Annotated in this window: 25 protein-coding genes; 5 read left to right on the forward strand and 20 right to left on the reverse strand. The window is 64.5% G+C overall.

Annotated features, from left to right (window positions below; genetic code table 11):
• Window position 1: 1 nt before the first annotated feature.
• Both V6M50_RS05235 and V6M50_RS05240 read right to left on the reverse strand, forming a co-directional pair.
• The gene (locus V6M50_RS05235; RefSeq protein ID WP_332817495.1) at window positions 2-358 is read right to left on the reverse strand and encodes a RidA family protein; all 357 of its coding nucleotides are present in this window, start codon (window positions 356-358) and stop codon (window positions 2-4) included.
• On the reverse strand, window positions 351-1,271 hold the full coding sequence (locus V6M50_RS05240) for an SDR family NAD(P)-dependent oxidoreductase (RefSeq protein ID WP_332817496.1): 921 nt from the start codon (window positions 1,269-1,271) through the stop codon (window positions 351-353). The genes V6M50_RS05235 and V6M50_RS05240 overlap by 8 nt, the downstream gene beginning before the upstream one ends.
• 141 nt (window positions 1,272-1,412) lie before the next feature.
• Between V6M50_RS05240 and V6M50_RS05245 the strand changes: the two genes are divergently transcribed.
• Window positions 1,413-2,333, forward strand: a complete 921-nt coding sequence (locus V6M50_RS05245; RefSeq protein WP_332817497.1) for an alpha/beta hydrolase — start codon at window positions 1,413-1,415, stop codon at window positions 2,331-2,333.
• Window position 2,334: 1 nt separating this feature from the next.
• Here V6M50_RS05245 and V6M50_RS05250 read toward each other — a convergent pair whose 3' ends face one another.
• Both V6M50_RS05250 and V6M50_RS05255 read right to left on the reverse strand, forming a co-directional pair.
• Window positions 2,335-3,360: a LysR family transcriptional regulator gene (locus V6M50_RS05250; RefSeq protein WP_332817498.1), complete on the reverse strand. Its 1,026-nt coding sequence runs from the start codon at window positions 3,358-3,360 to the stop codon at window positions 2,335-2,337.
• On the reverse strand, window positions 3,344-3,646 hold the full coding sequence (locus V6M50_RS05255; protein ID WP_332817499.1) for a hypothetical protein: 303 nt from the start codon (window positions 3,644-3,646) through the stop codon (window positions 3,344-3,346). Before V6M50_RS05255 ends, V6M50_RS05250 begins: the two co-directional genes overlap by 17 nt.
• Window positions 3,647-3,752: 106 nt before the next feature.
• Here V6M50_RS05255 and V6M50_RS05260 point away from each other — a divergent pair, with 106 nt between their 5' ends.
• Window positions 3,753-4,340: a nitroreductase family protein gene (locus tag V6M50_RS05260; RefSeq protein ID WP_332817500.1), complete on the forward strand. Its 588-nt coding sequence runs from the start codon at window positions 3,753-3,755 to the stop codon at window positions 4,338-4,340.
• Window positions 4,341-4,389: 49 nt separating this feature from the next.
• Here the strand turns inward: V6M50_RS05260 and V6M50_RS05265 are convergent, their stop codons facing one another.
• Window positions 4,390-5,169 carry a FadR/GntR family transcriptional regulator gene (locus V6M50_RS05265; protein WP_332817501.1) on the reverse strand — a complete coding sequence of 260 codons (780 nt, stop codon included), beginning with the start codon at window positions 5,167-5,169 and terminating at the stop codon, window positions 4,390-4,392.
• A gap of 103 nt (window positions 5,170-5,272) precedes the next feature.
• Here V6M50_RS05265 and V6M50_RS05270 point away from each other — a divergent pair, with 103 nt between their 5' ends.
• Window positions 5,273-6,193, forward strand: coding sequence for a dihydrodipicolinate synthase family protein (locus V6M50_RS05270; protein ID WP_332817502.1), 921 nt, complete (start codon window positions 5,273-5,275; stop codon window positions 6,191-6,193).
• A gap of 56 nt (window positions 6,194-6,249) precedes the next feature.
• On the opposite strand, the gene V6M50_RS05275 is transcribed toward V6M50_RS05270, so the two are convergent.
• From V6M50_RS05275 to V6M50_RS05290, 4 genes are all read right to left on the reverse strand, one after another.
• On the reverse strand, window positions 6,250-7,119 hold the full coding sequence (locus V6M50_RS05275; protein WP_332817503.1) for a Coq4 family protein: 870 nt from the start codon (window positions 7,117-7,119) through the stop codon (window positions 6,250-6,252).
• A 35-nt stretch (window positions 7,120-7,154) separates the two neighbouring features.
• Entirely contained in the window at window positions 7,155-8,891 is a 1,737-nt protein-coding gene (locus tag V6M50_RS05280; protein WP_332817504.1) for an N-acyl-D-amino-acid deacylase family protein, read from the reverse strand.
• 57 nt (window positions 8,892-8,948) lie between these two features.
• On the reverse strand, window positions 8,949-10,091 hold the full coding sequence (ribB, locus tag V6M50_RS05285) for a 3,4-dihydroxy-2-butanone-4-phosphate synthase (protein WP_332817505.1): 1,143 nt from the start codon (window positions 10,089-10,091) through the stop codon (window positions 8,949-8,951).
• Window positions 10,092-10,197: 106 nt separating this feature from the next.
• Window positions 10,198-10,779, reverse strand: coding sequence for an NADPH-dependent FMN reductase (locus tag V6M50_RS05290; RefSeq protein ID WP_332817506.1), 582 nt, complete (start codon window positions 10,777-10,779; stop codon window positions 10,198-10,200).
• A 212-nt stretch (window positions 10,780-10,991) separates the two neighbouring features.
• On the opposite strand from V6M50_RS05290, the gene V6M50_RS05295 reads away from it, so the two are divergent.
• Window positions 10,992-12,122, forward strand: coding sequence for an LLM class flavin-dependent oxidoreductase (locus V6M50_RS05295; RefSeq protein WP_332817507.1), 1,131 nt, complete (start codon window positions 10,992-10,994; stop codon window positions 12,120-12,122).
• Complete coding sequence (locus tag V6M50_RS05300) at window positions 12,119-12,874, forward strand: SDR family NAD(P)-dependent oxidoreductase (protein ID WP_332817508.1); 756 nt, start codon at window positions 12,119-12,121, stop codon at window positions 12,872-12,874. Before V6M50_RS05295 ends, V6M50_RS05300 begins: the two co-directional genes overlap by 4 nt.
• Before the next feature lie 6 nt (window positions 12,875-12,880).
• On the opposite strand, the gene V6M50_RS05305 is transcribed toward V6M50_RS05300, so the two are convergent.
• Genes V6M50_RS05305 through V6M50_RS05355 form a run of 11 tightly spaced genes read right to left on the reverse strand, consistent with a single transcriptional unit; the run spans window position 12,881 to window position 23,227 of the window.
• The gene (locus tag V6M50_RS05305) at window positions 12,881-13,885 is read right to left on the reverse strand and encodes a Rieske 2Fe-2S domain-containing protein (RefSeq protein ID WP_332817509.1); all 1,005 of its coding nucleotides are present in this window, start codon (window positions 13,883-13,885) and stop codon (window positions 12,881-12,883) included.
• Window positions 13,886-13,907: 22 nt separating this feature from the next.
• Window positions 13,908-14,693 (reverse strand): SDR family oxidoreductase, encoded by a 786-nt coding sequence (locus V6M50_RS05310; RefSeq protein WP_332817510.1) that lies wholly within the window; start codon window positions 14,691-14,693, stop codon window positions 13,908-13,910.
• 12 nt (window positions 14,694-14,705) lie between these two features.
• On the reverse strand, window positions 14,706-15,476 hold the full coding sequence (locus tag V6M50_RS05315) for an SDR family NAD(P)-dependent oxidoreductase (protein WP_332817511.1): 771 nt from the start codon (window positions 15,474-15,476) through the stop codon (window positions 14,706-14,708).
• Window positions 15,473-15,631: a hypothetical protein gene (locus tag V6M50_RS05320; RefSeq protein WP_332817512.1), complete on the reverse strand. Its 159-nt coding sequence runs from the start codon at window positions 15,629-15,631 to the stop codon at window positions 15,473-15,475. The genes V6M50_RS05315 and V6M50_RS05320 overlap by 4 nt, the downstream gene beginning before the upstream one ends.
• Window positions 15,632-15,640: 9 nt before the next feature.
• Window positions 15,641-17,041, reverse strand: a complete 1,401-nt coding sequence (locus V6M50_RS05325; protein WP_332817513.1) for a phenylacetate--CoA ligase family protein — start codon at window positions 17,039-17,041, stop codon at window positions 15,641-15,643.
• A gap of 3 nt (window positions 17,042-17,044) precedes the next feature.
• Window positions 17,045-17,464, reverse strand: a complete 420-nt coding sequence (locus V6M50_RS05330; RefSeq protein ID WP_332817514.1) for a Zn-ribbon domain-containing OB-fold protein — start codon at window positions 17,462-17,464, stop codon at window positions 17,045-17,047.
• Between the two features lie 3 nt (window positions 17,465-17,467).
• Window positions 17,468-18,625 carry a thiolase C-terminal domain-containing protein gene (locus V6M50_RS05335; protein ID WP_332817515.1) on the reverse strand — a complete coding sequence of 386 codons (1,158 nt, stop codon included), beginning with the start codon at window positions 18,623-18,625 and terminating at the stop codon, window positions 17,468-17,470.
• A gap of 2 nt (window positions 18,626-18,627) precedes the next feature.
• Window positions 18,628-19,425: an enoyl-CoA hydratase/isomerase family protein gene (locus V6M50_RS05340; protein WP_332817516.1), complete on the reverse strand. Its 798-nt coding sequence runs from the start codon at window positions 19,423-19,425 to the stop codon at window positions 18,628-18,630.
• A complete protein-coding gene (locus tag V6M50_RS05345) occupies window positions 19,422-21,047 on the reverse strand; it encodes a class I adenylate-forming enzyme family protein (protein ID WP_332817517.1) in 1,626 nt (541 codons plus the stop codon). Before V6M50_RS05345 ends, V6M50_RS05340 begins: the two co-directional genes overlap by 4 nt.
• The gene (locus V6M50_RS05350) at window positions 21,034-22,068 is read right to left on the reverse strand and encodes an acyl-CoA dehydrogenase family protein (protein ID WP_332817518.1); all 1,035 of its coding nucleotides are present in this window, start codon (window positions 22,066-22,068) and stop codon (window positions 21,034-21,036) included. The genes V6M50_RS05345 and V6M50_RS05350 overlap by 14 nt, the downstream gene beginning before the upstream one ends.
• 4 nt (window positions 22,069-22,072) lie before the next feature.
• On the reverse strand, window positions 22,073-23,227 hold the full coding sequence (locus tag V6M50_RS05355; RefSeq protein WP_332817519.1) for an acyl-CoA dehydrogenase family protein: 1,155 nt from the start codon (window positions 23,225-23,227) through the stop codon (window positions 22,073-22,075).
• Window positions 23,228-23,229: the final 2 nt, after the last annotated feature.

Below are 23,229 nucleotides of genomic sequence, written 5' to 3' on the forward strand. Positions count from 1 at the left end.
GTCAGTCGGTGGCGGCGGTCGCGACGATCTCGAGTGCATAGTCGGGCGATGCCAGCGCCGCCTGAATGCTCGTCCGCGTCGGGGCACAGCCCGGGACGACCCATTGATCCCACGCAGCGTTGAGCACCGGCATGACGCTCATGTCGGACAGCATGATGGTCGCCGTCAGCAGGCGCGAACGGTCGCTCCCTGCCTCAACCAACAGCACATCGATGCGTGCCAAAACCTCGTCCACCTGATCCGCTACCGCCCCGCCGCGATGGTCGATCGCGACTTGCCCCGAAAGATAGGCGATGCCAGCGTAAACGACCGCGCCGCTCATTCGCGGATTGGCCGCAATGCGCCTTATGTCACCCATCGATCGTCGCCAGGGGCTTCACGCGCTGCGCCAGTTCATATTGCGATTGCTGGATACCGGTTTCGGGAACCGTCTCGTCCGTCCGGTCGCGAATGCGATCGAGGCCCGCCAGCACCTGCTCGGGGGCGTTCTCACCCAGGTCGACCGCGATGCCGCGCGTGAGCGTGATATGTGCGGCCTCAAAGCGGCCTGCGCCGGCGCACATGACCATGCCCGTCGGCGCATCGTCACAGACGAGCGCGAGCATGGCCGGCGCAACGCTGGCGGGCGACAGCGCGGCGAGATCCTCCTCGTTCATGATGTCGACGGTCATTCGCGTCGCCGCCGATGGCGCGAGCGCGTTGACACGAATGCCATGCTTTTGCCCTTCCTGTGCCAGCGTCTTCATGAAACCGACGAGCCCGAGCTTCGCCGCGCCATATTGGGATTGGCCGAAATTGCCGTAAAGCCCTGATGACGACGTCGTCATCATGATCCGGCCATGGCCCTGTTCGATCATGATTCCCCACACCGCCTTGGTGCAATGCACCGATCCGGCGAGGTGAACATCGATCACGGTGAAGAAGTCCGATAGGTCCTGCTTGGCAAAGGTCCGGTCGCGCAGGATGCCGGCGTTGTTGACGAGGATGTCGACCCGGCCCCATTGCGCCATGGCCTGACCCACCATCGCCTCGACCTCGGCGAAATCGGTCACACTCGCGCCATTGGCGATCGCTTCGCCGCCGGCCTGGCGGATCTCCTCAACCACCTGCTCGGCTATCGTCACACTTGCGCCGTTGCCGTCGCGCGTGCCGCCGAGATCGTTGACGACGACCCTCGCCCCGCGCTTCGCCAGCAGCAGCGCGTGCTCGCGGCCGAGGCCGCCGCCTGCGCCGGTGACGATTGCCACCCGGCCGCTCAGATCAATCCGCATTTCATTCTCCATCTATCTATGGCGACCTTAGGAGCGCCGGAAGAAAGGTCGAATATCGAAGGTGGATCGAAGAGATCGCGATTGGGCAATTGCGCCGGAGTGTCTATTTTCCCGAGAAGGAGCCATCAGGAGAGATTGTCGATGAGCCTCGATCCCGAGCTGCAGGCCATACTCGATCGCCGTCGGGCGCTGAACTTGCCGGGCTTTTCCGCGGGGACACCAGAGGATGCCCGCCGATCGTTCGCCGAATCGCAGGCGACGCTCCCGCCTGGACGCGGCGCCCGCAATGTGACGGCAGCCGACGAAATCATCGCGGGCCCGAGCGGTGGCGTACCGATCCGACGCTATCGCCCTGCCGGAGCGACACGCGGGCGCATCCTCTATCTTCACGGCGGCGGCTGGGTCTTTGGGACGCTCGACGGCTTCGATCCGGTGTGTCGCCAGTTGGCGCACGAGAGCGGCGCCGAAGTGATCAGCGTTGACTATCGACTTGCGCCCGAACATCCCTTCCCTCAGCCGCTCGACGATTGCTGGGCAGCGCTGCTCGCTCTCGCCGATGCCGAGCCGTCGGCGGTCATGGGCGACAGCGCCGGAGGCAATCTGGCCGCAGCGCTCGCCCTGCGCGCACGCGATCGGGACGGCCCGGATATCGCGCTGCAGGTGCTGCTTTATCCCGTGCTGTCGCCCGCTTTCGAACGGGAATCCTACCGTCGATGCGGCCAGGGTGACTATCTGATTTCCACTGACGACATGCGCTGGTTCTGGGATCAACACGCGACCGAAGCCGATCGGGCCAACCCCGAGGCAGCGCCGCTAACGGCGGCCGATTTGTCGAACCTGCCCGACACGATCATCGTCGTGGGCGGCTATGACCCGCTGCACGACGAAGGCGTTGCCTATGCCGAGGCGCTAGCGACCGCCGGCGTGCGCGTGGTGCTGCGCGATCATCCGGGGATGGTGCATGGCTTCTTCACGCTCGTCGATCTGCTGGGCGCGGCCAATGCCGAAGTCGCGGCGGTGTCCGGCCTGATCGCAGGCCGATTCCGCGCTGCTCGATCCTGACTCAGGCCGCTTCGGCCAACCGGCTTTCGACGAGTTTGACGAAGCGCGCGATCAGCGGCGAAGCGCTGCCTTTCGGCCAGAGCATGCTGATCGGGAGCGGAAGGTCGAGATCCGGCAGGTCGCGCAGTACAACGCCGGGCGGCGTCCGATCCGCGCGTGCGGCGGTGACGACGCCAAGCCCGATCCGTGCCGCGACCAGTTCGTAAGCGATATCGACTGCTGACACCTCGACCGCGATATTGGGCGAAACGCCCTGCGCATCGAAGGCCGCGATCATGCGGTCGAACAGGCGCGGTGACGTGTGGCGCGCCGGCCATAGCAAGGGTTCATTCGCCAGCTCGGCCAATCCCACCGCCCGATTTGCGGCGAGTGGATGATCCTCGGGCAGAACCAGCACGAACCGATCGGTCCCCACCGGCAGGCGCGCGAACTGCTCGGCATCAGTTGTCTCATCGATCACGAAGGCAACGTCGATCTCGTCGGCGAACAGGCGCGCCCGCTGCGCGTCCGACGTAAGTGGAAAGGCGCGCAGTTCAACTTCGGGATAGAGCGTCCGGAATTCGCGCAGCACCGCGGGCAAGACCGGGCGCCGCAGCATTGCTTCGGAAAAGGCAACGCGCAGCACGCCTGTGTCGCCCTCGGCGATGCGGCGCGTGTTGCGGCGCGCATCCTCGATCTGCAGCAGGATACGGCGCACGTCGGTCGCGAGGACCTGCCCCGCCTTGGTGATCGCGACGCCCCGGGCCTGCCGCTCGAACAATTCGATATTGCCGAGTTCGCGTTCGAGGTCGGCGATCCGCCGCGACAGCGCCGACTGGGCGATATTCAGCCGTTCGGCGGCGCGATGGAGATTCTGTTCCTCAGCGACCGCGAGGAAAAAGGGGAAATGTTTCGCGATCCGCAAGGTGCGAAGCGTCGCGACGTCGCGCGGAACAATCGGCGAAAGCGATGAAGACGTCGACGCCGCCGGTCCGTTATCGCTGGTGGCGGGAACGGCCGCCGCCGTGTCGTCAGCCAAGTGCAACACGGACCACCGCCTTTGCACAGACATCCCGCGCATGCATCACGACTTCGACGTCGGCCATGCTGCTGCCGTCGAGATGCCTTGCCATCACGCGGCCTGCAATTTGATCGGGGGCGAAATTTTCTTGCGGCCCCTGAAGCGACACCAACGAGGCTACGGCCGCTCCCGACCAGCGGCGAACCATCTCGCAGAGCCGCTGGTCAATGGGGCCTTCACTAGGGACCTCGCCGTCGAAGTCGATCGGCTGACCCAGGCGTATGTCGGCGAAGCGAAGCGGTATTGCGTTCATGGTCACCCTCGTCCCTAAATATGTTATCTTTTAAATGTTAGCTGATTCGGATACGACGGTCAAATAGCGATCAGCGACGTATCGTTTCGAGAGGAAGATCATCACCATGGCATCTATCGCCCCACTGCTCTCCGCCGCTTCCGCCGCCGCCGTCCTCACGCGCCGCCGATCGCCGATGCCGGATGCGCTGGTCGCGCCTGGGCCGAATCGCGAAGAGACCGAACGGCTGATCGAGATCGCGCTGCGCGTTCCCGATCACGGGCGGCTCAGCCCTTGGCGGCTGGTGTTGATCGCGGGCGAAGCGAAGCAGCGCTGGGTCGAAAAACTGCTCGAACTCGCCGGCCAGCGCGAAGACGCGCCGAAGACACGGGTGAGCACGCGCAAGCTGGCCAGCGCGCCGCTCGTCGTCGTTGTCGTTTCTTCCGCAATTCCGGGTCACAAGGTCCCCGAGTGGGAGCAGTGGCTGTCGGCGGGCGCTGTGTGCATGAATCTGGTGAATGGCGCTCATGCTCTCGGATTTGGCGCTAACTGGCTGACCGGCTGGCATGCCTATGACGGGCGGGCGACCGCGCTGCTCGGACTGGAAGACGGCCAGAAGGTCGCGGGTGTCGTCCTGATTGGCAACGTTGCGGCCGAAGCACCCGAGCGCCCGCGCGCCCGCGCCGCCGATGTGACACGGTGGCTCGAAGCCTGAGCCTGCCTCGGTGCGGCAGTTTGCCTCTACAGGTTTTGTGCGGCCCTGCTCAGGACCGCAGCATATCGGCCTTGATCGTCAGCCCGGTGTCGAAGCCGTGCCGGCGCTCACCGCCGCCGGTGAAATGCTCGCGGATTGCGCGTTCGGCGGTCGGCGCATCACCGTCCTCGACCGCGCGGTAGATACGCTCATGCTCGTGCAGCAGCGACATGCGCACCGCCCGGTCCGAAAAGCTTCCATGCACCGAACGGTCGACCGCGAGTGCCTCGACCTGGGCAGTCCACAGCTTCTCAAGCGCGCCCACGACGAGGCTCATCGTCTCGTTGCCGCAATTGCTGACGAGCTCGGTGTGGAAGGCGCGTGCGAGGACGATAAAGCGCGCGGGGTCGTCGATCGCTTCGGCGCAGGCATCGATATTGGCGCGCAGCTTGGGCAGCACCGTCGTTCCGCGATCGGGGCGCAGCGCCGCCTCGGCGGCGCAGGCTGGTTCGAGCAGGCGCATGCCATTGAGCAGGTCGAGCAGCGAAACCGATCGCGCCTGGAGCACCAACCCCAGCATATAGGCCGCAGTCCCCGGATGCGGGACATGGACGATCGCGCCGCCGACGTTACCGCGAATGACGGTGACCAGTCCCTCGGTCTCAAGAATGCGAAATGCCTCGCGGATGCACGGCGGACTGACGCCGAACTCATTCAGCAACTCTTCCTGCTTGGGAAGCATATCGCCATCGGCCAGCGCCCCCGACAGGATGCGGTTACGCAGGCTCGAAGCCACAATCTCGGCGACGCGAGGCTGGCGCAAACGCCGCTTCTTCGTGCTCTCGCTCACAAAATATACCCCTGTTTCTGGCCAGCGCCGGAGAACAAGCCATACGCTTCGCTTCAATCATTGCAAGTCCAGCGCGGACCAAGAATATATCTGTGAGGAGAGAATGATGAGTGTCGAAGCGTCCCGCTACCAGGCCTTTACGATCAGCATCACGCCATTTGCAGATGATGGATCGATCGACGAAGCAAAGTTGCGCCGTCATCTTTCGAAGCTTGGCGACGCCGGCATCGGCGTCTATGTCGGCGGCGGCGGCAGCGGTGAAGGCTATACGCTGTCGGCCGACGAGACGAAACGCCTGCTCGCTGTCGCGGTCGAGGAATTAAAAGGCCGTGTGCCCATTCGCGCGATGGGTGTCGAACCGCGCACCGCACAGCAGATGATCGACTTTCTCGACATGGCCGCGGCCGCAGGGGTCGATGCGGCGCAGGTCTATTCGCTCGACGTCGGCCATGGCCATGTCCCGACCCCGCGCGAACTCGACGTCTATTTCAGCGAAGTGCTGTCGAACAGCGATGTGCCGTCGGTGCTCTCGACGCACCAGTCTGTCGGCTATGTGATTCCGACGCAGGTGATCATCGAGCTGTTCGATCGTCACAAACAACTCATCGGGCTGAACATCAGCCATCAGGATCCGAATTATCTCCGCACGCTCGCCGACGCACTCGGCGACCGGATCGACATTTGCGTCGGCGGGCCGCACCAGGCGCCGCTCGCGCTCGCATTCGGCGCGCAGGGCTTCCTGTCATCCGAGGGCAATATCGCGCCGAAGCTCTGCATGAGCGTGATCGCGGCGGCCCGCACTGGCGACAACGCGCTGTTCCTTGAGCGATGGGGCAAATTGATGCGCCTGTTCATGGCGCTCTATGGCAACGGCGGCATACGCGTGACCAAAGCGCTGCTCGAGCATTTCGGCCTCGCGGGCGGTGTGCCTCGCGCGCCGCGCCTTCGCGCCGAAGCCGACTCCTTGGCCAAGGCGCTCGCGGTGGTCGAGGAAATCGGCCTCGCGGACATCGAGGGTTGGTAAGAAAAAAGGGCGGCGAGAGATCCCGCCGCCCAAGCAGCCCCCTTCGGCTAGCTCCATTATTCGGCGGCAACCGCCTCCGGCCCGTCCGGGAGCGGATCGTATCGATCGACCTGCTCGCTCCAATATGCGGACTCGCGCGACGTATCGATGGTCTGGGCCCCGCGCACCCCGAACTTGCGCCGCGCCTCCTCGAGCGGGAGGTCGAGCCAATCCTCGTAGCGCGGTAGGAACAGCGCGTCGGACTGCTCGCCGACCTTCATCGCATAATGCGCCAGTTCGAACATGCGGAGCGTCAGCTCGGGATAGTGAAGCGGGCCGCGCATGAACATCGGGATGGTGAGCAGCGTATTCTGCACATTGAGCAGACCCGCAAGTTCTGGCGTGAAGTGACGGAAAAGATTACCATATTTAAGGAACGCCGGCATGATCTCGCCGATCCCGTCGAACCCGCCGCCGCTCAATATGTGCATGATGTCGTGAATCTGGACGCCGCGCAGGAAGAAATATTCAAAGCCCGACCGAGGTTCGAAGGTGGGGATGATGTCGACTTCCATCCCTGCGCCTACCAGCCATTTATACCAGATACCGCCGACCGATCCTTCGGGGCACGACTTCATATCCTCGCGCGTCAACCGCGCGAGCCAGCGTTCGTCGAGCCATTTGTCGAATTCGGGCCAGTCGCGGCGCGCTTCGTTGAACAGCTCCTCGATCCGCTCATGATCCTGGACCTCGCGCACCGCGTCGATCAACGACGGAATGCCATAGGTCACCGGATAGTCGCGACCGTTGCGCTTCAGGCACTGCGTCGTGACCCACTCGCGGATCCGGAAGTCATTCATATATTTGGACGAACTGATGAGCACGCTGCTCGTCGTTTCGACCTTTTGCCGCCCGCGCTGCAGATACGGCAGATCTTCCTCGTTCATCCTGTCCCTCCACTTATCTTTTCATTCGCGGGCGTTCAGGCGGCCGCGGTCGCGACTTTGCGAATGACGGGACCGATAAACTGTCCCGGCAATTCGCCGGTGAAGGCCCCATTCTCAAAGGTCGGCACTCCGTTCACCAACGTCAGGCGCATCGGCGCCGCATCGCGCGAGAAGCGCCAGGTGAAACCGCCCTTCCCGTCGGGCACGTCGAATGCACGCCGCAGCGGCCGCGCCTCGATCTCGTCGAGGTTGAACACCGCGATATCGGCGCGATAACCAGGCTTCAGCACGCCGCGATCATCGAAGTTGAAATGTTCGGCCTGCTTGCCAGTTTGGACGTGGATCGCCTCTTCAAGCGTCAATTCCTTGTTCCGCAGATACTGCGTCAACAGCAGGATATTCTCGCCGCCGCCGCACAGCATCTGACCGTGCGCGCCGGCGTCCGAGATGTTGGCGACCGTCTGGTTGGTTTTCATCAGCTCGACCGTCTTGTCGAAATGCATCGGGTGCGGCACGCGGTTGACGATCGACTGGACGCCGTTCGCGATCACCCAATCCGCGAGCGCGTCGGACGGATGCTGACCCGTCTGTTCGGCGAGTTCCTTGAGGTTGAGACCGAGCGGGCCGACGCCGGTTTCGGAATCGAGCAGCAGCATCATGTGCGGATTGGCGACGAGCGACTGCTTGAACGCCTTGTTGTCCCAGCTGTCGCGAGCGCGGGCGCGAAAATCGTCGTCGTTAAGCAGAGCGAGCTTCTCGGCCTCGGTCGGTGCCTGCACGACTTCGTGCCAAACATATTCGTTCGCCTGGGCGAAGGACGAACTCGAGAAGAAATTGAGCGCGGTCGTCGGCGGCACATGCGCAAAGCTGGGCCAGAAATCGAGGCCCTCGGCCTTCTGCTTCGCGCTGATTTCCCACATCTTGTCGCGAATCGAATCTTGGAAATGGAGCAAGCCGGCGGCCCCCGCCATCTGGACCCGCACGCCGCGATCGCGGCACAGATTGCCCAGACGCTCCATCTGTTCGGGCGCCTTCAATTTGAAGAAAGTGTCGAGGATGACCTGCAGCTGGCTGCCCGGATTGCGCGCGAGCACGCCGATCAGCCCCGCCCATTCGGCGTCGTCGGCAACGAGGCTCGGCACCGGCCGGTCCTTGCTGTCATGGTCCATCAGGTTCGACGACATGCCAAGCGCGCCAGCGTCGATCGCTTCCTGCAACATGTCGCACATCTTCTGGATTTCCTGCGGCGTCGCGGCGCGTTCCCACGCGTCCATGCCCATCACGGCCAGGCGCATCGCAATGTGGCCCGCATAGCCCGCGATATTGGTCGAGGTCTTGCACTTCGCCTCGACCGACGCGCGATATTCGGGCCAGCTGTTCCAGTCCCACGGCAGCATTTCAACGAAGGGCTTTTCGGCCACTTCCTCGAAGAAGGAGAAGATCTTGACCATCTCCATTCGTACCTCGGGGTCCTTGTGCACCGGCGCGGCGGTGAAACCACAATTGCCGATCACGACCGTGCTCACACCATAACCGGGCAACGGATCGAGGCTCGGTTGCCACCACATCACCGCGTCCATATGCGTATGCGGCTCGATGAAGCCCGGCGAGACGATGCAGCCCGCGGCATCGACGATGCGCTCGCCCGCGGCAGGCGAAAGGCTGGGCGCGATTTCGGCGATCAGGCCATCCTTCACGCGAACGTCGGCGGCATAGGAAGGCGCGCCGGTGCCGTCGACGACGGTTCCTCCCTGGATAAGAATGTCGGTCATCGCTCTCTCCTTTTTCTGATTCCTTGATAACGCCACAATCTATCTAACATTGCAATGTTAGATATCGCAGCCGAGAGGCTGCTGATCGACAATCTCGATCCCGTAGCCATCGAGGCCGACGTAGTTCGTGTCGCTGTTGCTCAGCAAAGCGATACGGTGGATGCCGAGGTCGGTGAGGACTTGCGCACCGATGCCATATTCGCGCACCGCTATCGTGCGTGCGCCGCTTTCTTCACGTCCCGTTTCGCGCGCGCGGATGATACAGGCAACGAGATCGGGCGCGGGCGAGCTCAGCACGACGACAACGCCGCTGCCTTGCTCACCGATCTTCGTCATCGCGCGGCCCAGCAGTCCCGACCGATCGTCCTGCTCCGCGAACAGGTCGGCCATCGGCGAATGCACGTGCATGCGCACCATGACGGGTTGGGCGGGATCGATCTGGCCCTTGACCAAGGCGATCACCTCGCCCCCCGTAATCCGGTTGCGATAGCTGATGATGCGCCAGTCGGCACCCCACCGGCTGTTGAACACCATTTCCGCGCGGCGCTCGACCAGATGGTCGTTGCGGCGGCGATAAGCGATGAGGTCGCGGATGGTGCCGATCTTGAGCTGGTGCTGCTGCGCAAAGGGGATCAGATCGTCCAGACGCGCCATCTCGCCGTCGTCCTTCAAAATCTCACAGATTACCCCCGACGGATTGAGACCGGCAAGACGTGCGACGTCGACCGCCGCCTCGGTGTGCCCGGCGCGGACCAAGACCCCTCCCTCGCGCGCGAGCAGCGGAAAGACATGTCCGGGTGTGACGATGTCTTCGCGCCCCTTCGAAGCGTCGATCGCGGTGGCGATGGTGCGCGCGCGGTCCGCGGCAGAAATGCCGGTCGTCACACCTTCACGCGCCTCGATCGACACGGTGAACGCGGTTTCGAACTGCGTTCCGTTGTTACGGCTCATCAGCTCAAGCCCCAACTGATCAACGCGCTGCTGCGTCATTGCCAGGCAAATGAGGCCGCGACCATAGCGTGCCATGAAATTGACCGCGTCAGGGGTCGCCATCTGCGCGGGAATGATCAGGTCGCCTTCATTCTCTCGATCCTCATCATCGACGAGGATGAACATCCGCCCATTGCGCGCCTCGTCGATGATTTCCTCTGGCGCTGCGAGAAAGGAGTGCGGCAGCTGGACCGGGGCAAGCGCGGGCATCGTGAATTCCTGTGCTGGGCGGCACTGCCGCGATTTGGCAGTTGTTATCCCCGCGACCCGCGGCGCTCTATTGCCGTTGAGGTATCGTCATCGTCGCTGCCGGGCATCATGCGGCCAGACCGGCTCTCCGCCACAAAGCGAATTCCATGACCTGCTGACCGACGATATCCAATTGTTCGGCGACCTTGGGATCGAGACAGGCGCCGTCTTCGCCGAAGAGCGGCACGGTGGCATTCACCGCCGCGCCGAACGGCGTCGGCCAGGCACGCAACGCATGAGCGATGGAGCGCAACGCGACGAGGGTCGTGCCGCATGCCTGCCAGCCATAGGCCGTGACGATCGAACCGAAAGCGCGGCCATCGAGATAGGGACGCCCGTCCCTGGCAAGATCCTCGAGTAGGTCCAGCGCGTTCTTCACCGGGCCCGAGAGGCTGCCATGATAGCCTGGCGATCCGACGATGATGCCGTCGCAATGGCGGATTGCTTCGACGAAGCGCCTTTCGGGCTCGGTGCGTTCGGTTCGACCCGGAATATAGAGCGGCAAGGCGGCGATGAATGGGCCATCGAACAGCTCTACCTCGGCGCCCATGGCGCTTGCCGCATCGAGCGCGCGGCATACGACGCGCTCGCTGCTCGAATCCAGGCGGGCGGTCCCGCCCACCCCCACGATCTTGATCGGCCGGTTCATCTGCCCTTCTCCTCAAATATTGCTTGAGGCTCGACTAGGATGCGAGACCGCACGGGGTCGAGTGCCCAAGGCGGACCCCAGCGATCTAAAATGGGCAAGAAAAGAGCGCAGCGATGCTTTGCCGCTAACCCTCGTGCCGCCAATCGGCATTTGAAAGCAGCCTCCTATCCGTCGATTTCTGAGACGAAGATTGGGAGCTTGAAAGACACATTATGCGCTTTTCGTTGATATTCGAAGCCCAGACGGCCGACGCCTCACCCCGCGGCGAAAGGCAGGTGTTCGACGAACTCGTCGAACAGGCGCTGCTCGCCGAGCAGCTTGGGTTCGACGTGATCTGGAGCGTCGAACACACGTCGCTGACCAACTACGCGCATATGAGCGCGCCCGAGACCTTTCTCGCCTATATTGCCGGGCGTACGTCTCGGATCGGGATCGGCCACGGGGTCGTGTGCCTGATGCCGGCGATGAATCACCCGATCAAGGTCGCCGAGCGCATCGCCACGCTCGACATACTGTCGAAAGGCCGTGTCCATTTCGGCATTGGCAAGGGCGGAAGCCAGCAGGAGGCGGGCGCCTATGGCTATGACCTCAAGACGCTGCAGCCGCTGATCGACGAGGCGATGTATCTGATCCCGCGCATGTTCGTCGAGGATGAGGTCGAGCATAATGGTCCGCACATCACTATTCCGCCACGGCCTATCCATCCCAAGCCGTTCCAGGAACCGCATCCGCTGATGTATATGGCGTGCACCAACCCCGAGACACTGGCGCGCGCCGGTCAGCGCGGCATCGGCGCGCTCGTTCTTGGCTTCGGCGGACCCGACGAGGTAGCGAAGAAGAACCAGATCTATCGCGACGCCTGGGCGACGCGCAAAGCCGAGGATCAGGTCGGCTATCGCCCCAACCAGCATCTCGCCGCGCTCTGCCCGACGATCATCCTCGACGACGCTGAAGAGGCACGCCGGATCGGCATTCGCGGCCAGCGCTATTTCTATGAATCGCTGAACTATTGGTACGGCGGCGGCCCGAAACCCGCGCCCGAGACCTGGGGCGAGGAATTGCTCGAAGAGGGCACCGACACGATCATCACCAGCAAGCTCGCGTCCGAAACGCTAACGATGGACCTGCGCCCGGACGAGGATGGCCGGCGCCCCAGCGGCGGCATTCTCAGCGCGAAAAATGCCTATGGCAGCGTCGCCGACTGCATCAGCTATGTCGAACAGCTCGCCGCGGCAGGCGCCGACGAGATATTGTTCATGACGAACATGGGCACGGTGCCGCAGTGGGCGCAGCTCGAAACGCTGCGCAAGATCGGCACGCACGTCATCCCGCATTTCCGGTGAGCATCCGGCTCGCCGGGCGGACCGCGGTCATTACGGGGGCGGCGTCGGGAATCGGCGCCGCCCTCGCGCGTCATGCTGCAGCGCGAGGCATGGCGGTCGCGGCGTGCGATCGCGATGCCGCTGGGTTGCAAGCACTATCCAGCGAACTGGAACGGCGGGAAACGCAGCATATCGTGCGGCAGGTCGATGTGAGCGATGTTGGTTCGTTGCAGGCCTTTGCCGCCGACTGCGCCGCCCTGCCCCCGATCGCTTTGCTCTTTGCCAACGCTGGCATTCTGCGCGGCGGCGGCGTACTCGCCATGCCGATCGACCAATGGCGTGCGCTGACCGAGGTGAATCTCATTGGCGCGGTCGCGACATTGCAGGCGTTCGTGCCAGCGATGATCGCGCAGGAGGCGGCGCAGGTGGTCGTGACCGGCTCTACGGGATCGATGACCTGCGGCGCGGGCCTCAGCGCCTATTGCGCAACCAAGCATGCGCTATGGCCGATGGTCGAGGCTTTGCAGGCCGAACTGGAGGGCACGCCTGTCGGCGCATCGCTGCTGATGCCCGGCGCGGTGTCGACGCCGATCTTCGACGCGATCGACCCCGACCGACCACCCCCTGCGGATTCGCTCAGCCCTGATGCCGTGGCCGAGATCGCTTTCGCCGGGGCGCTAGCTGGCGATGGAAAAATTCTGACTCATCCCGCCTACGTCGAACGAATCCGCGCGCGGTTTGCCCAGGTTCTGACCGAGCTTTCAGAGCAATGACGCCTTTCAGGCCGCGGGGTGGAACTGCTTGTACCAGTCGCGATACTTGAGGATCGGACCATCGGCCGCGCTCAGCATCGGTTGCTCGACATAGGCCTTGTACGGCCAGATCTTGCCATCGCTATATTGTTCCTTCAGCCCATGCTCGGCGGCGATCGCGGTGAAGCGACCAATTTCTTCGCCCGACATCGGGCAGTCATCATCCTTCAGGAAGAATTGATGGACGTAATAGTGGCTGAGCGCCGCATCGACCGGAGTCACTGAAACATAATAGACGGTAACGATCCCTGGCGCGTGCGGCGTCCGGCTCTCCACGCGCGAGAGCCCTCCTCCGATAACCTCGGAATCGACCGTCGATCCGACATCCGTACCCTCGACCGGGCCGTCATAGCCTGCGGGAAGAATGCGCACTGGGCTGAAGAAGCGATGCCCGTCCAGTATGACAGGCCCGTTGCCGATCGCACGGCCGGTGCCATGCACTCCGGGGAAGTGTGCAAAATCGACGCCATTCTCGAACACGTCCTGCGGATGTGCCGAACCGAAATCGTCGTGAAGGCGGCGGAAGCCCGCATCGGGGATGCGGCGGCTTTCATCATATTCGGGCAGGTCCCAGTCTGCCTCGCGGCCATCCAGATCATGCCAGATGAAAATCATGCCGCCACGCTCAACGCATGGCCATTTGCGAACTTTCGCACGCGGCGGAACGGCTTTCGCGAAAGGCACATGCACGCATTTTCCATTCGTGTCGTAACGCCACTGGTGAAAGGGACAGACGATCGTCTCACCCTCGACCCAGCTGTCGTAGCCAAGATGCGCGCCGAGGTGCGGGCAATGCGCGTCGGTGACTACCGCCTCGCCGCTTTCAGTGCGAAAAAGAACGAGATCTCGTCCGAAATAGCGCAGCGGACGGACGTCGCGAGGCGCGAGATCTTCCGCGAAGCCGACGCTGAACCAGCCCGTTGGATAGGGGTGAAACGGATAGCGGGTGCCGAAGCGGCTTGGTGCGTTCATGTCTCGATCCCTCCATTTTTCGTCAGATGACGGACGCGCCGCCGTCAACCGCGAGTATCTGTCCCGTGATATGGGCGCCGGCATCGGAGGCGAGCAGCAGCACCGCTCCCTTCAGATCGTCGTCGGTGCCCAGCTTGCCGCGGGGCGTATCCGCGCGCAATTCGTCGCCGTGCTTGTCAAGGACATAGCCGGTCAGCTTCGACGGAAAATAGCCGGGCGCGAGCGCATTGACATTGATGCCGAGTGACGCCCATTCGGCCGCGAGCGCGCGAGTGAAATTGACGAGCCCGCCCTTGCTGGCGTTGTAGGCGATGGTGCCGATCATCCGTGGGTGGTGGCCGAGCAGCCCTTCGACCGAGGCGATGTTGATGATACGGCCCCAGCCCGCAGGGATCATGAATTCGCGCGCGGCCGCCTGCGCGATCAGGAAGGGGCCGGTGAGGTTCACCGCAATCAGCTTATTCCAGCCGTCGAGCGGCATCTCTTCGGCCTTGGCGCCCCATGACGTACCGGCGTTGTTGACGAGGATGTCGATGCGCCCACCCGCGGCCCGGATCGTCTCGACCACCCGCGCGGGCCCGTCGGGATGCCCCACATCGGCGGCGATCGCGCTCGCGTCGATGCCGAGCGCCTGCAGCTGCGCGGCCGCTTCGTCGAGTTCGGCCTGCTTGCGCGCGGTCAGGATGACGCGCGCGCCATATTCGCCCAGCGCTTCGGCCATCGCGAGTCCGAGTCCGCGCGAGCCGCCGGTGACGAGCGCAGTGCGCCCCGTGAGGTCGAAAAGATTCTTCAGGGGGGTCGTGGTCATGTTTGTTCCAATTCAACCAGCGGTATAGCCGCCGTCGACGAATAGCGTCTGGCCGGTGACGAAGCCCGATGCGGGCGAGGCGAGGAAGAGCAGTGCGCCCATCAGGTCATCGACTTCGCCGAGGCGGCCGAGCGGGGTGCGGTCGACCACTTTCGCGTAAAGTTCGGGCTGGGTCCGGACAAGTTCGCGGTTGAGGTCGGTGACGATCACCGTCGCCCCCAATGTGTTGACCGTGACGCCGTGGCCGCCGAATTCGAACGCGCACGCGGCGCCGAGGTTGGCGAGCCCCGCCTTCGACGCGCAATAGGCGCCGCGGTTCGCCATGCCGCGGCCCGACAGGATCGATCCCATGTTGATGATCCGGCCATAGCCCTGCGCGATCATCGAGGGAGCGAAGGCGCGGATGGTGTGGAAGGCGCCGACGATATTGACCTCCTGCACGCGCAGGAAATCCTCCGGCGACACGTCGAGCACCGAATGCGGGTTGGTGATCCCGGCGTTGTTGAAGAGGATATCGATGCGGCCGAGCGCGGTCTCGATTTCCTTCGCCGCCTCGAGCATCGCAGCGGGATCGGTCACATCCGCCTCGACGATCAGCGCGCGTCGGCCTGTCTCTTCGACGTCCGCCGCCGCGGCTTCGAGCTTCGAGCGGTTGCGCGCAACAAGCGCGATATCGGCGCCGCATTCGGCCATTGCGAGCGCGCCCGCCGAGCCGAGCCCACCGCCACCGCCAGTGACGACCGCGACCTGGCTATCGAGGGCAAAGCGCGTTACGCCAGTCATGCGGCCAGGTGCCGGCCGAACGAACGCAGTTCGATCAGCGCCGCGACCCGCGCCCGGAGCAACCCATATTGCCCCGCCATCAACTCATCGTCGCTTTCCGCCAGCCGCTCGGCGAGCGCCAGCATCTCTTGGAGAAGCCTGTCCTCGTCGTGCATCGTCGTCTCCTACAACCGGTATCCGTCCTGCCGCTCGTCGGTCCAGCGGCGCGCCTTGTAGGCAAAGCCCTGGAACTCGGCGCGCGGTACCTCGCACACATCGACCCACATGTTGCTGCGCTGCTTGATCGCGGTGCGCACCGACTGGACAAGCGCGGCGCGGTCGTCCTCGCAAAGGTTCGCGTGGTGGTCGGCAACCGCGATCTTCACCTCGACCTCGGTCTTGCCGTCGCGCGTGTAGACACGGCCCTTATATTCGCCGACCTCGGGATGCGCGAAAACCGCGGCATCGAACATAGACGGCCAGACATTGTTGCCGCGGATCTTCATCATGTCGTCGAAGCGGCCGATCGTGCCGCATTCGATCGCGTTCCACGCGCCGCCGCCGCATTCCTGCCACGGCACGAAGCGCGCCGCATCGCCGGTGCGGAAGCGCACCACCGGGCTGCCCTCCACCGACAGATTGGTGACGACCATCTCGCCCTGCTCCCCGGGCCCGACCGGTGCGCCGGTTTCGGGGTCGACGATCTCGACCAGATGCTCCCATTCGAACAGGCGCATCAACCCGCGCTGGCCATCGGCGCGGAACACCCCGGCCGATCCGGTCGAGCCGCCAAAGCCGTTTAATTGCGTGCTGCCATAGCCCTCCTGGAGGCGGCAGCCCCAATGCTCCTCGATCTTCGCTGCCCATTCCAGCGGATAACCCTCCGCGGCGATGAAGATGCCGTGCATGTCAGGGAAGGCTTCGCGCGGTGTCACGCCGCGCGCGAGCAACGCCTCGGTCAGCGTGTGGAGATAGTTGGTCGAGGCATAAAGGAAATGCACCCCGCCGAGCCCCAGCATCAGGTCGATCTTCGCCTCGGTCGATGTGCTGCCCCCAAGATGGAAGCCGGTCGCGCCCATGATCCGCAGCGCCTCGCCCGGTCCCCAGCCGCCGGTGGTCATCCCGCCCGCGGGAACGCAGTTGATCGCGGTGTCGCCCTGCCGCAGCCCGCCCATGTACCATGGCAAGGCGTGGAGATAGCCGAGCATATGGACGTCGCGCTGGGTTCGGCCGTAGATTTCCTGCCCCTGCCCCGACGTGCCGCTCGTCATGCTGATGTGCACGATCTTGCTCCGGTCGACGCCGAGCCGCGTGCCGAAGGGCGGCGCGGACTGCTGGTCAGCGAGAAAATCGGTCTTGGCAGAAGTCGGAAAGGCCTTGGCAAAACGATCGAGGCTGTCGACCACGCCCCCCGCCAATCCGCCTTCATCCATACGCGCGCGGTAGAAGCTGCTCTTCGCATAGAGGCGTGCGCAGAGCGCCTGAATCTTGCGAAGCTGATACGCTTCCAGCTCGGCGCGCGTCGCGCCAGCGAAGCGGCGGAGCAGCGGCGATGCGGAGAAGGGATCAGCGATCGACGCAACCATCGCTCAGCCCTCCGTCGGGCGGAACGCCGGCAGCGTGATCTCCGGCGTGACGCGATTGTAGACAATCTCGACGGGCATCCCGGCGCGCATGTCCTCGGGCGCACATTCGACGATATTTCCGGTCATCCGGCAGCCCTCGTCGAGCGCGACGATCGCGACCACATAGGGCACTTCGTCTGCATAGAGGTCGCGCGGCACGGGGTGACGGACGACAATCCAGCTGAAGATCGTCCCCTTGCCGCTCGCCTCCACCCACTCGGGAATTTCGAGTGATCCGGGGCAGAAAGTGACCGGCGGAAAAAGATAATCGCCGCTCGACACGCAGCGCTGGAGCATCAATTTGCCTTCGCGCATCCCGTCCCAGAATGGCGTGCTTTCGGGATCGGGAACGGGCAGCGGCCGCGAATAGGCTGTTTTTTGCATGGGTCAGTTCCTCAGGATCATGGCGCTGCCGCAGGTCATCGCGCCCGCGGTGGTGAGCGCGATTTCGGCGTCCTTGATCTGGCGCGCGCCGGCGGTGCCGCGCAGCTGTTCGACCGCCTCGATCACATGGTTGAAGCCGTGAATATACGCCTCGGAGAGCAGCCCGCCGTGCGTGTTGAGCGGCAGTTCGCCGGTGCGGGCGATGCGGCCGCCCATCACGAACGGGCCGCCCTCGCCGTCTTCGCAGAAGCCGAGGCCTTCGAGCGCCATCAGCACGCTGTAGGTGAAGCAGTCGTAGATTTCGGCGACGTCGACATCCTTGGGGCCGATGCCCGCGCTGCCCCACAAATCGTCCGCCAGATATTTGAAGCAATTGTGCGAGTGGCTGGGCCAGCGGATCGCGTCGAAAAGATCGTCGCCCTGGCTGGGACCGCCACCGTAGGCGCCGCCCATGATATAGACGGGCTTCTGCTTCAAATCGCGCGCCTGCTCAGCCGCAGTGATCACCACCGCGCAGGCGCCATCGCTTTCGAGGCAGATATCGTACATGCGGAACGGATCGACGATGAAGCGCGAGTTGTAATAATCGTCCTTGGTCATCGGCATGCGCTGCATCGCGCGCTCGTTGATCACCGCATTGTCGCGGAAGGTCGTCGCGATCTCGGCCCAATGTTCCTCGGTCGTACCATAGTCGATCATGTGGCGCCGCGCCCACATCGCCATCGCCTGCGGATAGGTGATCCAGCCCAAGGGCGCGGTATATTGCGTCACGCCATAGGCCGACATGTCACGGCCGCCGCCGAGCCGGAAGCCCGAGCGCCCGTTCATCGCGCGGAAGCAGAGGACATTCTTCGCCAGCCCCGCCTCGATCGCCGCGGTCGCCGCGAGCGTGATCAGGTTAGCGCCATTGCCGCCCGCGGCATAATCGACCGCATAGCCGGCATTTTCGATGCCCATTTCGGTCGCGACGCCCATCGCGGGAGCGCTGTCGTTGAAATTGAAGCTGACGATGCCGTCGATATCGGCAACGGTCAGTCCGGCGTCGTCGATCGCCTTCAGACATGCCTCGGTCGCGAGGCTTCGCACCGTCCGGCCCGAGAATTTGCTGTAATCGGTGTTGCCGATCCCGGCGATCGCATATTTGTCCCTGAGCTTGAACATAGTCAGTCTTCCTTCCGCGCGCCGAAGCGCGGCGTGCGTTTTTCCTTGAAGGCGAGAAGGCCCTCGGTGGCGTCGGGTTCGGTGGTCGCATAGCGGTGGACGAAGGCGATCTCCTGACGCAGCCCGTCTTCGTAAGGCGTATCGAGCGTCATGTTGGCGAGCCGCTTGGCACCCGCGAGGCCGATTGCACTTTTCGTTGCCATGCCGGTGATCCATTCTTCGGCGGCGGCGATCAGTCCGGCGTCGGGAACGACCTTGGTCACAAGCCCCCAGCTTTCTGACGTGCGCGCGTCGAGCAATTCGCCGGTTAGCATCAGATGCTTGGCGCGGAGCAGCCCGATCGCGCGGGGCAGGCGCTGCGATCCACCTGCACCGGGCAGCTGGCCAAAGTTGAGATGCCCATCGCCAATCTTCGCGCCCTCGGCGGCGAGCGCCATGTCGCAAGCGAGCAGCAGTTCGATGCCGCCCGCGACGCACACGCCATTAACCGCCGCGATCCAGATCGCGCTGGCCTGCTCGATCCCGGTGAGCATGTCGTAGAAATCGCCAAGGAACGCCTGGAATTCATCGGGATGCGCGTATAGGTTGATATAGCCGTCGAGATCGCCGCCCGCCGAAAAACTGCGCCCCTCCCCGGTCAGCAACACGAAGTCGATACCGCGCTGCGCCTCGATCTCGACGACAGCGGCTTTCAATTCCTTGACTGTCGACCAGTCGAGCGGATTGAGCTTGTCGGGCCGCGCCAGCGTGACCCGGGCGATGCGGCCGTCATAGGCGAGTTTGATGTTCTTGTAGGTCATGCCGGCACCGCCCAGCGCTTCTTTGCATCGGCGGCGAGTTCGCCCTTGGCGACCTTGCCGCCCGACGAGCGCGGCAGATCGTCCATCAGGACGAGGTATTCGGGAAACCATTCGCGCGACACGCCGCGCGTCTGGAGATGACTGGTGATCGCCTCGAGCGTCACATCATGATTGGGTCGCGGAGCGACATAGATGCACACGCGCTCGCCGAATATCGCATCGGGCGCGGGCACCGCGGCGACGAGCGCGACTGCGGGATGTGTTGCGACTTCGGCCTCGATCGCCGGCGCCGACAGATTCTTGCCGCCGCGGATAATGAATTCGGATGTGCGCCCGACGACGCGCAGATAATCCTCGGCGTCGATATCGACGATGTCGCCCATCAGCATCCAGCCGTCAGGGGTGAACAATTTGGCATTCGCCTCGTCATCGTCCCAATAGCCGAGGCACAGCGCCGGGCCGCGGCAACCCGGCTGGCCGCTGCCCTGAACCTCTTCGCCGGTGGCGGGGTCGAATAGCCGAACCTCCATCTCGGGGATGATTTGGCCGGCAGTGTTGAGGCGCCGGTCGCGCGTGTCGGCGGCGGTGGTGTTGCTGAGCGCGCCCGTCTCGTTCGAACCATAGAATTGCAGCACCGCAGCCCCGGTGACCTCTTCGAACTCGGCGGCGCGGCGATAGGGCACCGCTTCGCCGCCGGTGAACATGCATTTGAGCGAGGAAAGGTCGCGCGGGCGTTCGGCCTGTTCGTTGAGCAGCATGATGAACTGGGTCGATACGCAGCAGAGCACTGTCACCCGCTCGCGTTCGATCATGTCGAGCGCGGTCCCGGCGTCGAACTTCGGCAGCACGACGGTCGGGCAACCAAGGATCGTCGGCGAGAAATGCGACGTCCACAGCCCAAAACCGAACGGCATCGGCACCGCGCCCATGAAGATTTCGTCGTCGCCGAAGCGGCCTGCCTCGGCCGCAAGCTTATGGAAATAGAACCAGCGGTTCTGCGTATGCATCACGCATTTGGGCATGCCCGTGGTGCCCGAAGTCGAGTTGATCAGGAACAAGGTGTCGGGATCTGGTGTCCGCAGCGGCGCATGCTCTGGCGCCTCTCCCGCGCTCCAGTTCCGCCGCGCCATCAGGTCAGGAACCGCGAGCCAGTCGTCGAGCGGAGCGTCTTGCGCGCGCACGGCCTCGAACAGCTCGGCGAGGGTGCGGTCGCGCATTTCTTCATGCGCGATGATCAGCGTCGCGCCGGTGCGTTTCAGCAGATGGGCGATCTCCGCGACACCGGCGCGCGCGCCGATGCCGACTGCCACCATGCCCGCGCGCTCGACCCCGAGCAGCGCGGCGTGCACCGCGGGGCCGTCGGGCAGCAGCACCGCGACGCGCGCGCCGGTCGGCAGGCCCTTCGCCGCGATCAGCGCCGCGATGCGCGTCGATGCGCGATCATATTCGCCCCAACTGAAGCGGCCTTCGGGGGTGATCCATGCGGCGCGCTCGGGACGCGTCGCCGCCAGTTCGGCGACGCGCCGCGACAGCGTCGTATCGCCCCACCAGCCGGCAGCGCGATAACGCGCAGCGACTTCGGGATCGGCGCGCAGACTGCGCGCGACCTCAAGCGGCTTCACGGCGTGCCTCCTCGCCGGGCGGTGCATCGAAGGTGCGATCGGCGCCGAGCGGGGCCGAGGTTAAGTGCGCGGCAACGCGCCCGCGGTGGAAGGCGGGGGTGCCCCACGTCTGCCCGAGCGCGAGGCTGCGCTTGAGCAGGAAATGGACATCGACTTCCCAGCTGAAACCCATCGCGCCATGCACCTGCACCGCGGCGTGCGTCGCGGCATCGGCGGCGGCTGTCGCGGCGAGCTTGGCATGGCTGATGCGCGCCGACGCGCGCGGCATGGCAGCGGCGGCGAGGATCACCGGCCGCGCAAATTCGATCTTCACCTGCGCGCTGGCGAGATGGTGCTTGACGGCCTGGAACGAGCCGATGGGTTTGCCGAACTGCTCGCGATCCTTCGTATAAGCTACCGACATCTCGACCGCGCGCTGCGCAAGGCCGAGCAGCTGAGCCGCGGCGAAGAGCGCGCCATGTTCGAGCGCCTGCTCCCACAGCGTCGCGCCGCCAATTCGGGTGGCCGGCGTCGGCGACCATTCGACCGCGAACAGGCGGCGGAACGGATCGATACTCTCGTGCCGGGTCAGCACCACCTGCTCGCGCGGGACGAGATGCACATCCTCGTCATCGGCAAGCAGCAAGGCGGCGGCGCTGTCTGCATCGGCGACCAGCGGATGGATCGGGTGCCCCACCGCGATCCGCGACCCGAACAGCGCCTTTTCGAGGTCGGCGCCCGCCGCGACGAGCATCGGAACGGCAACGCCGGCATGCTCGACAAGCGGCTCGGGCAATGCGGCATAGCCGCACGCGGTCGCGATCAACGCCATTTCGACCGGGCCGAGCCCTGCGCCGCCCGCTTCCTCGGGCCCCATCACCCCGGGCAAGCCCATCACGAGCATCTGTCCCCAACGGCTGCGGTCGATCGCCTCGCCGCTTTCGAGCAGGCGGCGAAGGTCGGCGCCGGAGCAGGTCGCGGCCAGCAGCTTGCCGACCTCGCCTGCCAGCATCTCCTGTTCGTCGGTCAGGCGGAAATCCATTGGTCTACCTCGGCATGCCGAGCATCCGCTCGGCAATGATGTTGCGCTGGATCTCGTTCGCCCCGGCATAGATCGGCCCCGCGAGCGAGAAGACATAGCCGTCGAGCCAGTCGGCGACGGGTGCGGGCGCACCCGGCAAGCCTGCGGTGAATTCGGCCTCGGCGCCGAGCAGCGAAAGCGCGGTCTTGTGGAGATTCAAATCCATCTCCGACCAGAAAATCTTGTTCGTGCTCGTCTCGGGCCCGATCGCGCCGCCCGCCATCAGCCGGCTCGCGGTCGCATAGATCGACAGCGCATAGGCATCGGCGTCCATCCACGCCTGCATCACGGCAGCGCCGAGCAGTGGGTCGGCGCCGCGCTCTTTCCACAGTTCGACGAGCTTCGCAGCCGCGACCTGGAAGCGCGCGGGGCTGCGCAGCATCAGCCCGCGTTCGAAGCCCGCGGTCGACATGCACACCGCCCAGCCCTGACCCTCCTCGCCGAGCCGGTTCGCGACGGGGATGCGGACGTCGTCGAGGAAGAGTTCCGCAAAGACCGGCTTGCCGTCGAGGCGCTGGATCGGCTTGACCGTCACCCCGGGCGCGTCGAGCGGAAAGAGGATCAGCGACAGCCCCTTGTGGCGCTCGCTGCCGGGCTCGCGAAACAGCCCGAACGCCCGGTCGGCGTGGACCGCGCGCGACGACCAGATCTTGTGGCCCGAGAGAATATAGTCATCACCGTCGCGTGTCGCGGTGGCGCGGACACCCGCGAGGTCGCTGCCCGCGCCGGGCTCGGACCACGCTTGCGCCCAGATGTCGTCGCCCGCCGCCATCGCGGGGAGGAAGCGCGCCTTTTGCTCGGGCGTGCCATATTCGATCAAGGTCGGGCCGAGCAGGAAGATGCCGTTCTGGTTCACCCGCCCCGGCGCCCCGGCGCGATAATATTCCTCCTCAAAAATCAGCCAGCGGATCAGGTCGAGCCCGCGACCGCCATATTGGGCTGGCCAGGTGACCATCCCCCAGCCGCCCTTGTGCAGCGTTCGCTCCCATTCGCGATGCGCCTCGAAACCCGCCCGCGTCGAATCGAAATCGGGCAGCGGCGCGGCCGGCACATGCTCGGCCATCCACTGGCGAACCTCACCGCGGAAGGCTTGTTCTTCGGGGGTGTAGCGCAAATCCATCG

The sequence above is a fragment of the Sphingopyxis sp. genome (assembly GCF_036675685.1).
Taxonomy (GTDB): Bacteria; Pseudomonadota; Alphaproteobacteria; order Sphingomonadales; family Sphingomonadaceae; genus Sphingopyxis.

Bases quoted from the DNA above. Each gene is read 5' to 3' on its own strand.
- V6M50_RS05235 (WP_332817495.1), bottom strand. From the start codon at position 358: ATGGGTGACATAAGGCGCATTGCGGCCAATCCGCGAATGAGCGGCGCG.
- V6M50_RS05240 (WP_332817496.1), bottom strand. From the start codon at position 1,271: ATGCGGATTGATCTGAGCGGCCGGGTGGCAATCGTCACCGGCGCAGGC.
- V6M50_RS05245 (WP_332817497.1), top strand. From the start codon at position 1,413: ATGAGCCTCGATCCCGAGCTGCAGGCCATACTCGATCGCCGTCGGGCG.
- V6M50_RS05255 (WP_332817499.1), bottom strand. From the start codon at position 3,646: ATGAACGCAATACCGCTTCGCTTCGCCGACATACGCCTGGGTCAGCCG.
- V6M50_RS05260 (WP_332817500.1), top strand. From the start codon at position 3,753: ATGGCATCTATCGCCCCACTGCTCTCCGCCGCTTCCGCCGCCGCCGTC.
- V6M50_RS05270 (WP_332817502.1), top strand. From the start codon at position 5,273: ATGATGAGTGTCGAAGCGTCCCGCTACCAGGCCTTTACGATCAGCATC.
- V6M50_RS05275 (WP_332817503.1), bottom strand. From the start codon at position 7,119: ATGAACGAGGAAGATCTGCCGTATCTGCAGCGCGGGCGGCAAAAGGTC.
- V6M50_RS05280 (WP_332817504.1), bottom strand. From the start codon at position 8,891: ATGACCGACATTCTTATCCAGGGAGGAACCGTCGTCGACGGCACCGGC.
- ribB (WP_332817505.1), bottom strand. From the start codon at position 10,091: ATGCCCGCGCTTGCCCCGGTCCAGCTGCCGCACTCCTTTCTCGCAGCG.
- V6M50_RS05290 (WP_332817506.1), bottom strand. From the start codon at position 10,779: ATGAACCGGCCGATCAAGATCGTGGGGGTGGGCGGGACCGCCCGCCTG.
- V6M50_RS05295 (WP_332817507.1), top strand. From the start codon at position 10,992: ATGCGCTTTTCGTTGATATTCGAAGCCCAGACGGCCGACGCCTCACCC.
- V6M50_RS05305 (WP_332817509.1), bottom strand. From the start codon at position 13,885: ATGAACGCACCAAGCCGCTTCGGCACCCGCTATCCGTTTCACCCCTAT.
- V6M50_RS05310 (WP_332817510.1), bottom strand. From the start codon at position 14,693: ATGACCACGACCCCCCTGAAGAATCTTTTCGACCTCACGGGGCGCACT.
- V6M50_RS05315 (WP_332817511.1), bottom strand. From the start codon at position 15,476: ATGACTGGCGTAACGCGCTTTGCCCTCGATAGCCAGGTCGCGGTCGTC.
- V6M50_RS05320 (WP_332817512.1), bottom strand. From the start codon at position 15,631: ATGCACGACGAGGACAGGCTTCTCCAAGAGATGCTGGCGCTCGCCGAG.
- V6M50_RS05325 (WP_332817513.1), bottom strand. From the start codon at position 17,041: ATGGTTGCGTCGATCGCTGATCCCTTCTCCGCATCGCCGCTGCTCCGC.
- V6M50_RS05330 (WP_332817514.1), bottom strand. From the start codon at position 17,464: ATGCAAAAAACAGCCTATTCGCGGCCGCTGCCCGTTCCCGATCCCGAA.
- V6M50_RS05335 (WP_332817515.1), bottom strand. From the start codon at position 18,625: ATGTTCAAGCTCAGGGACAAATATGCGATCGCCGGGATCGGCAACACC.
- V6M50_RS05340 (WP_332817516.1), bottom strand. From the start codon at position 19,425: ATGACCTACAAGAACATCAAACTCGCCTATGACGGCCGCATCGCCCGG.
- V6M50_RS05350 (WP_332817518.1), bottom strand. From the start codon at position 22,068: ATGGATTTCCGCCTGACCGACGAACAGGAGATGCTGGCAGGCGAGGTC.
- V6M50_RS05355 (WP_332817519.1), bottom strand. From the start codon at position 23,227: ATGGATTTGCGCTACACCCCCGAAGAACAAGCCTTCCGCGGTGAGGTT.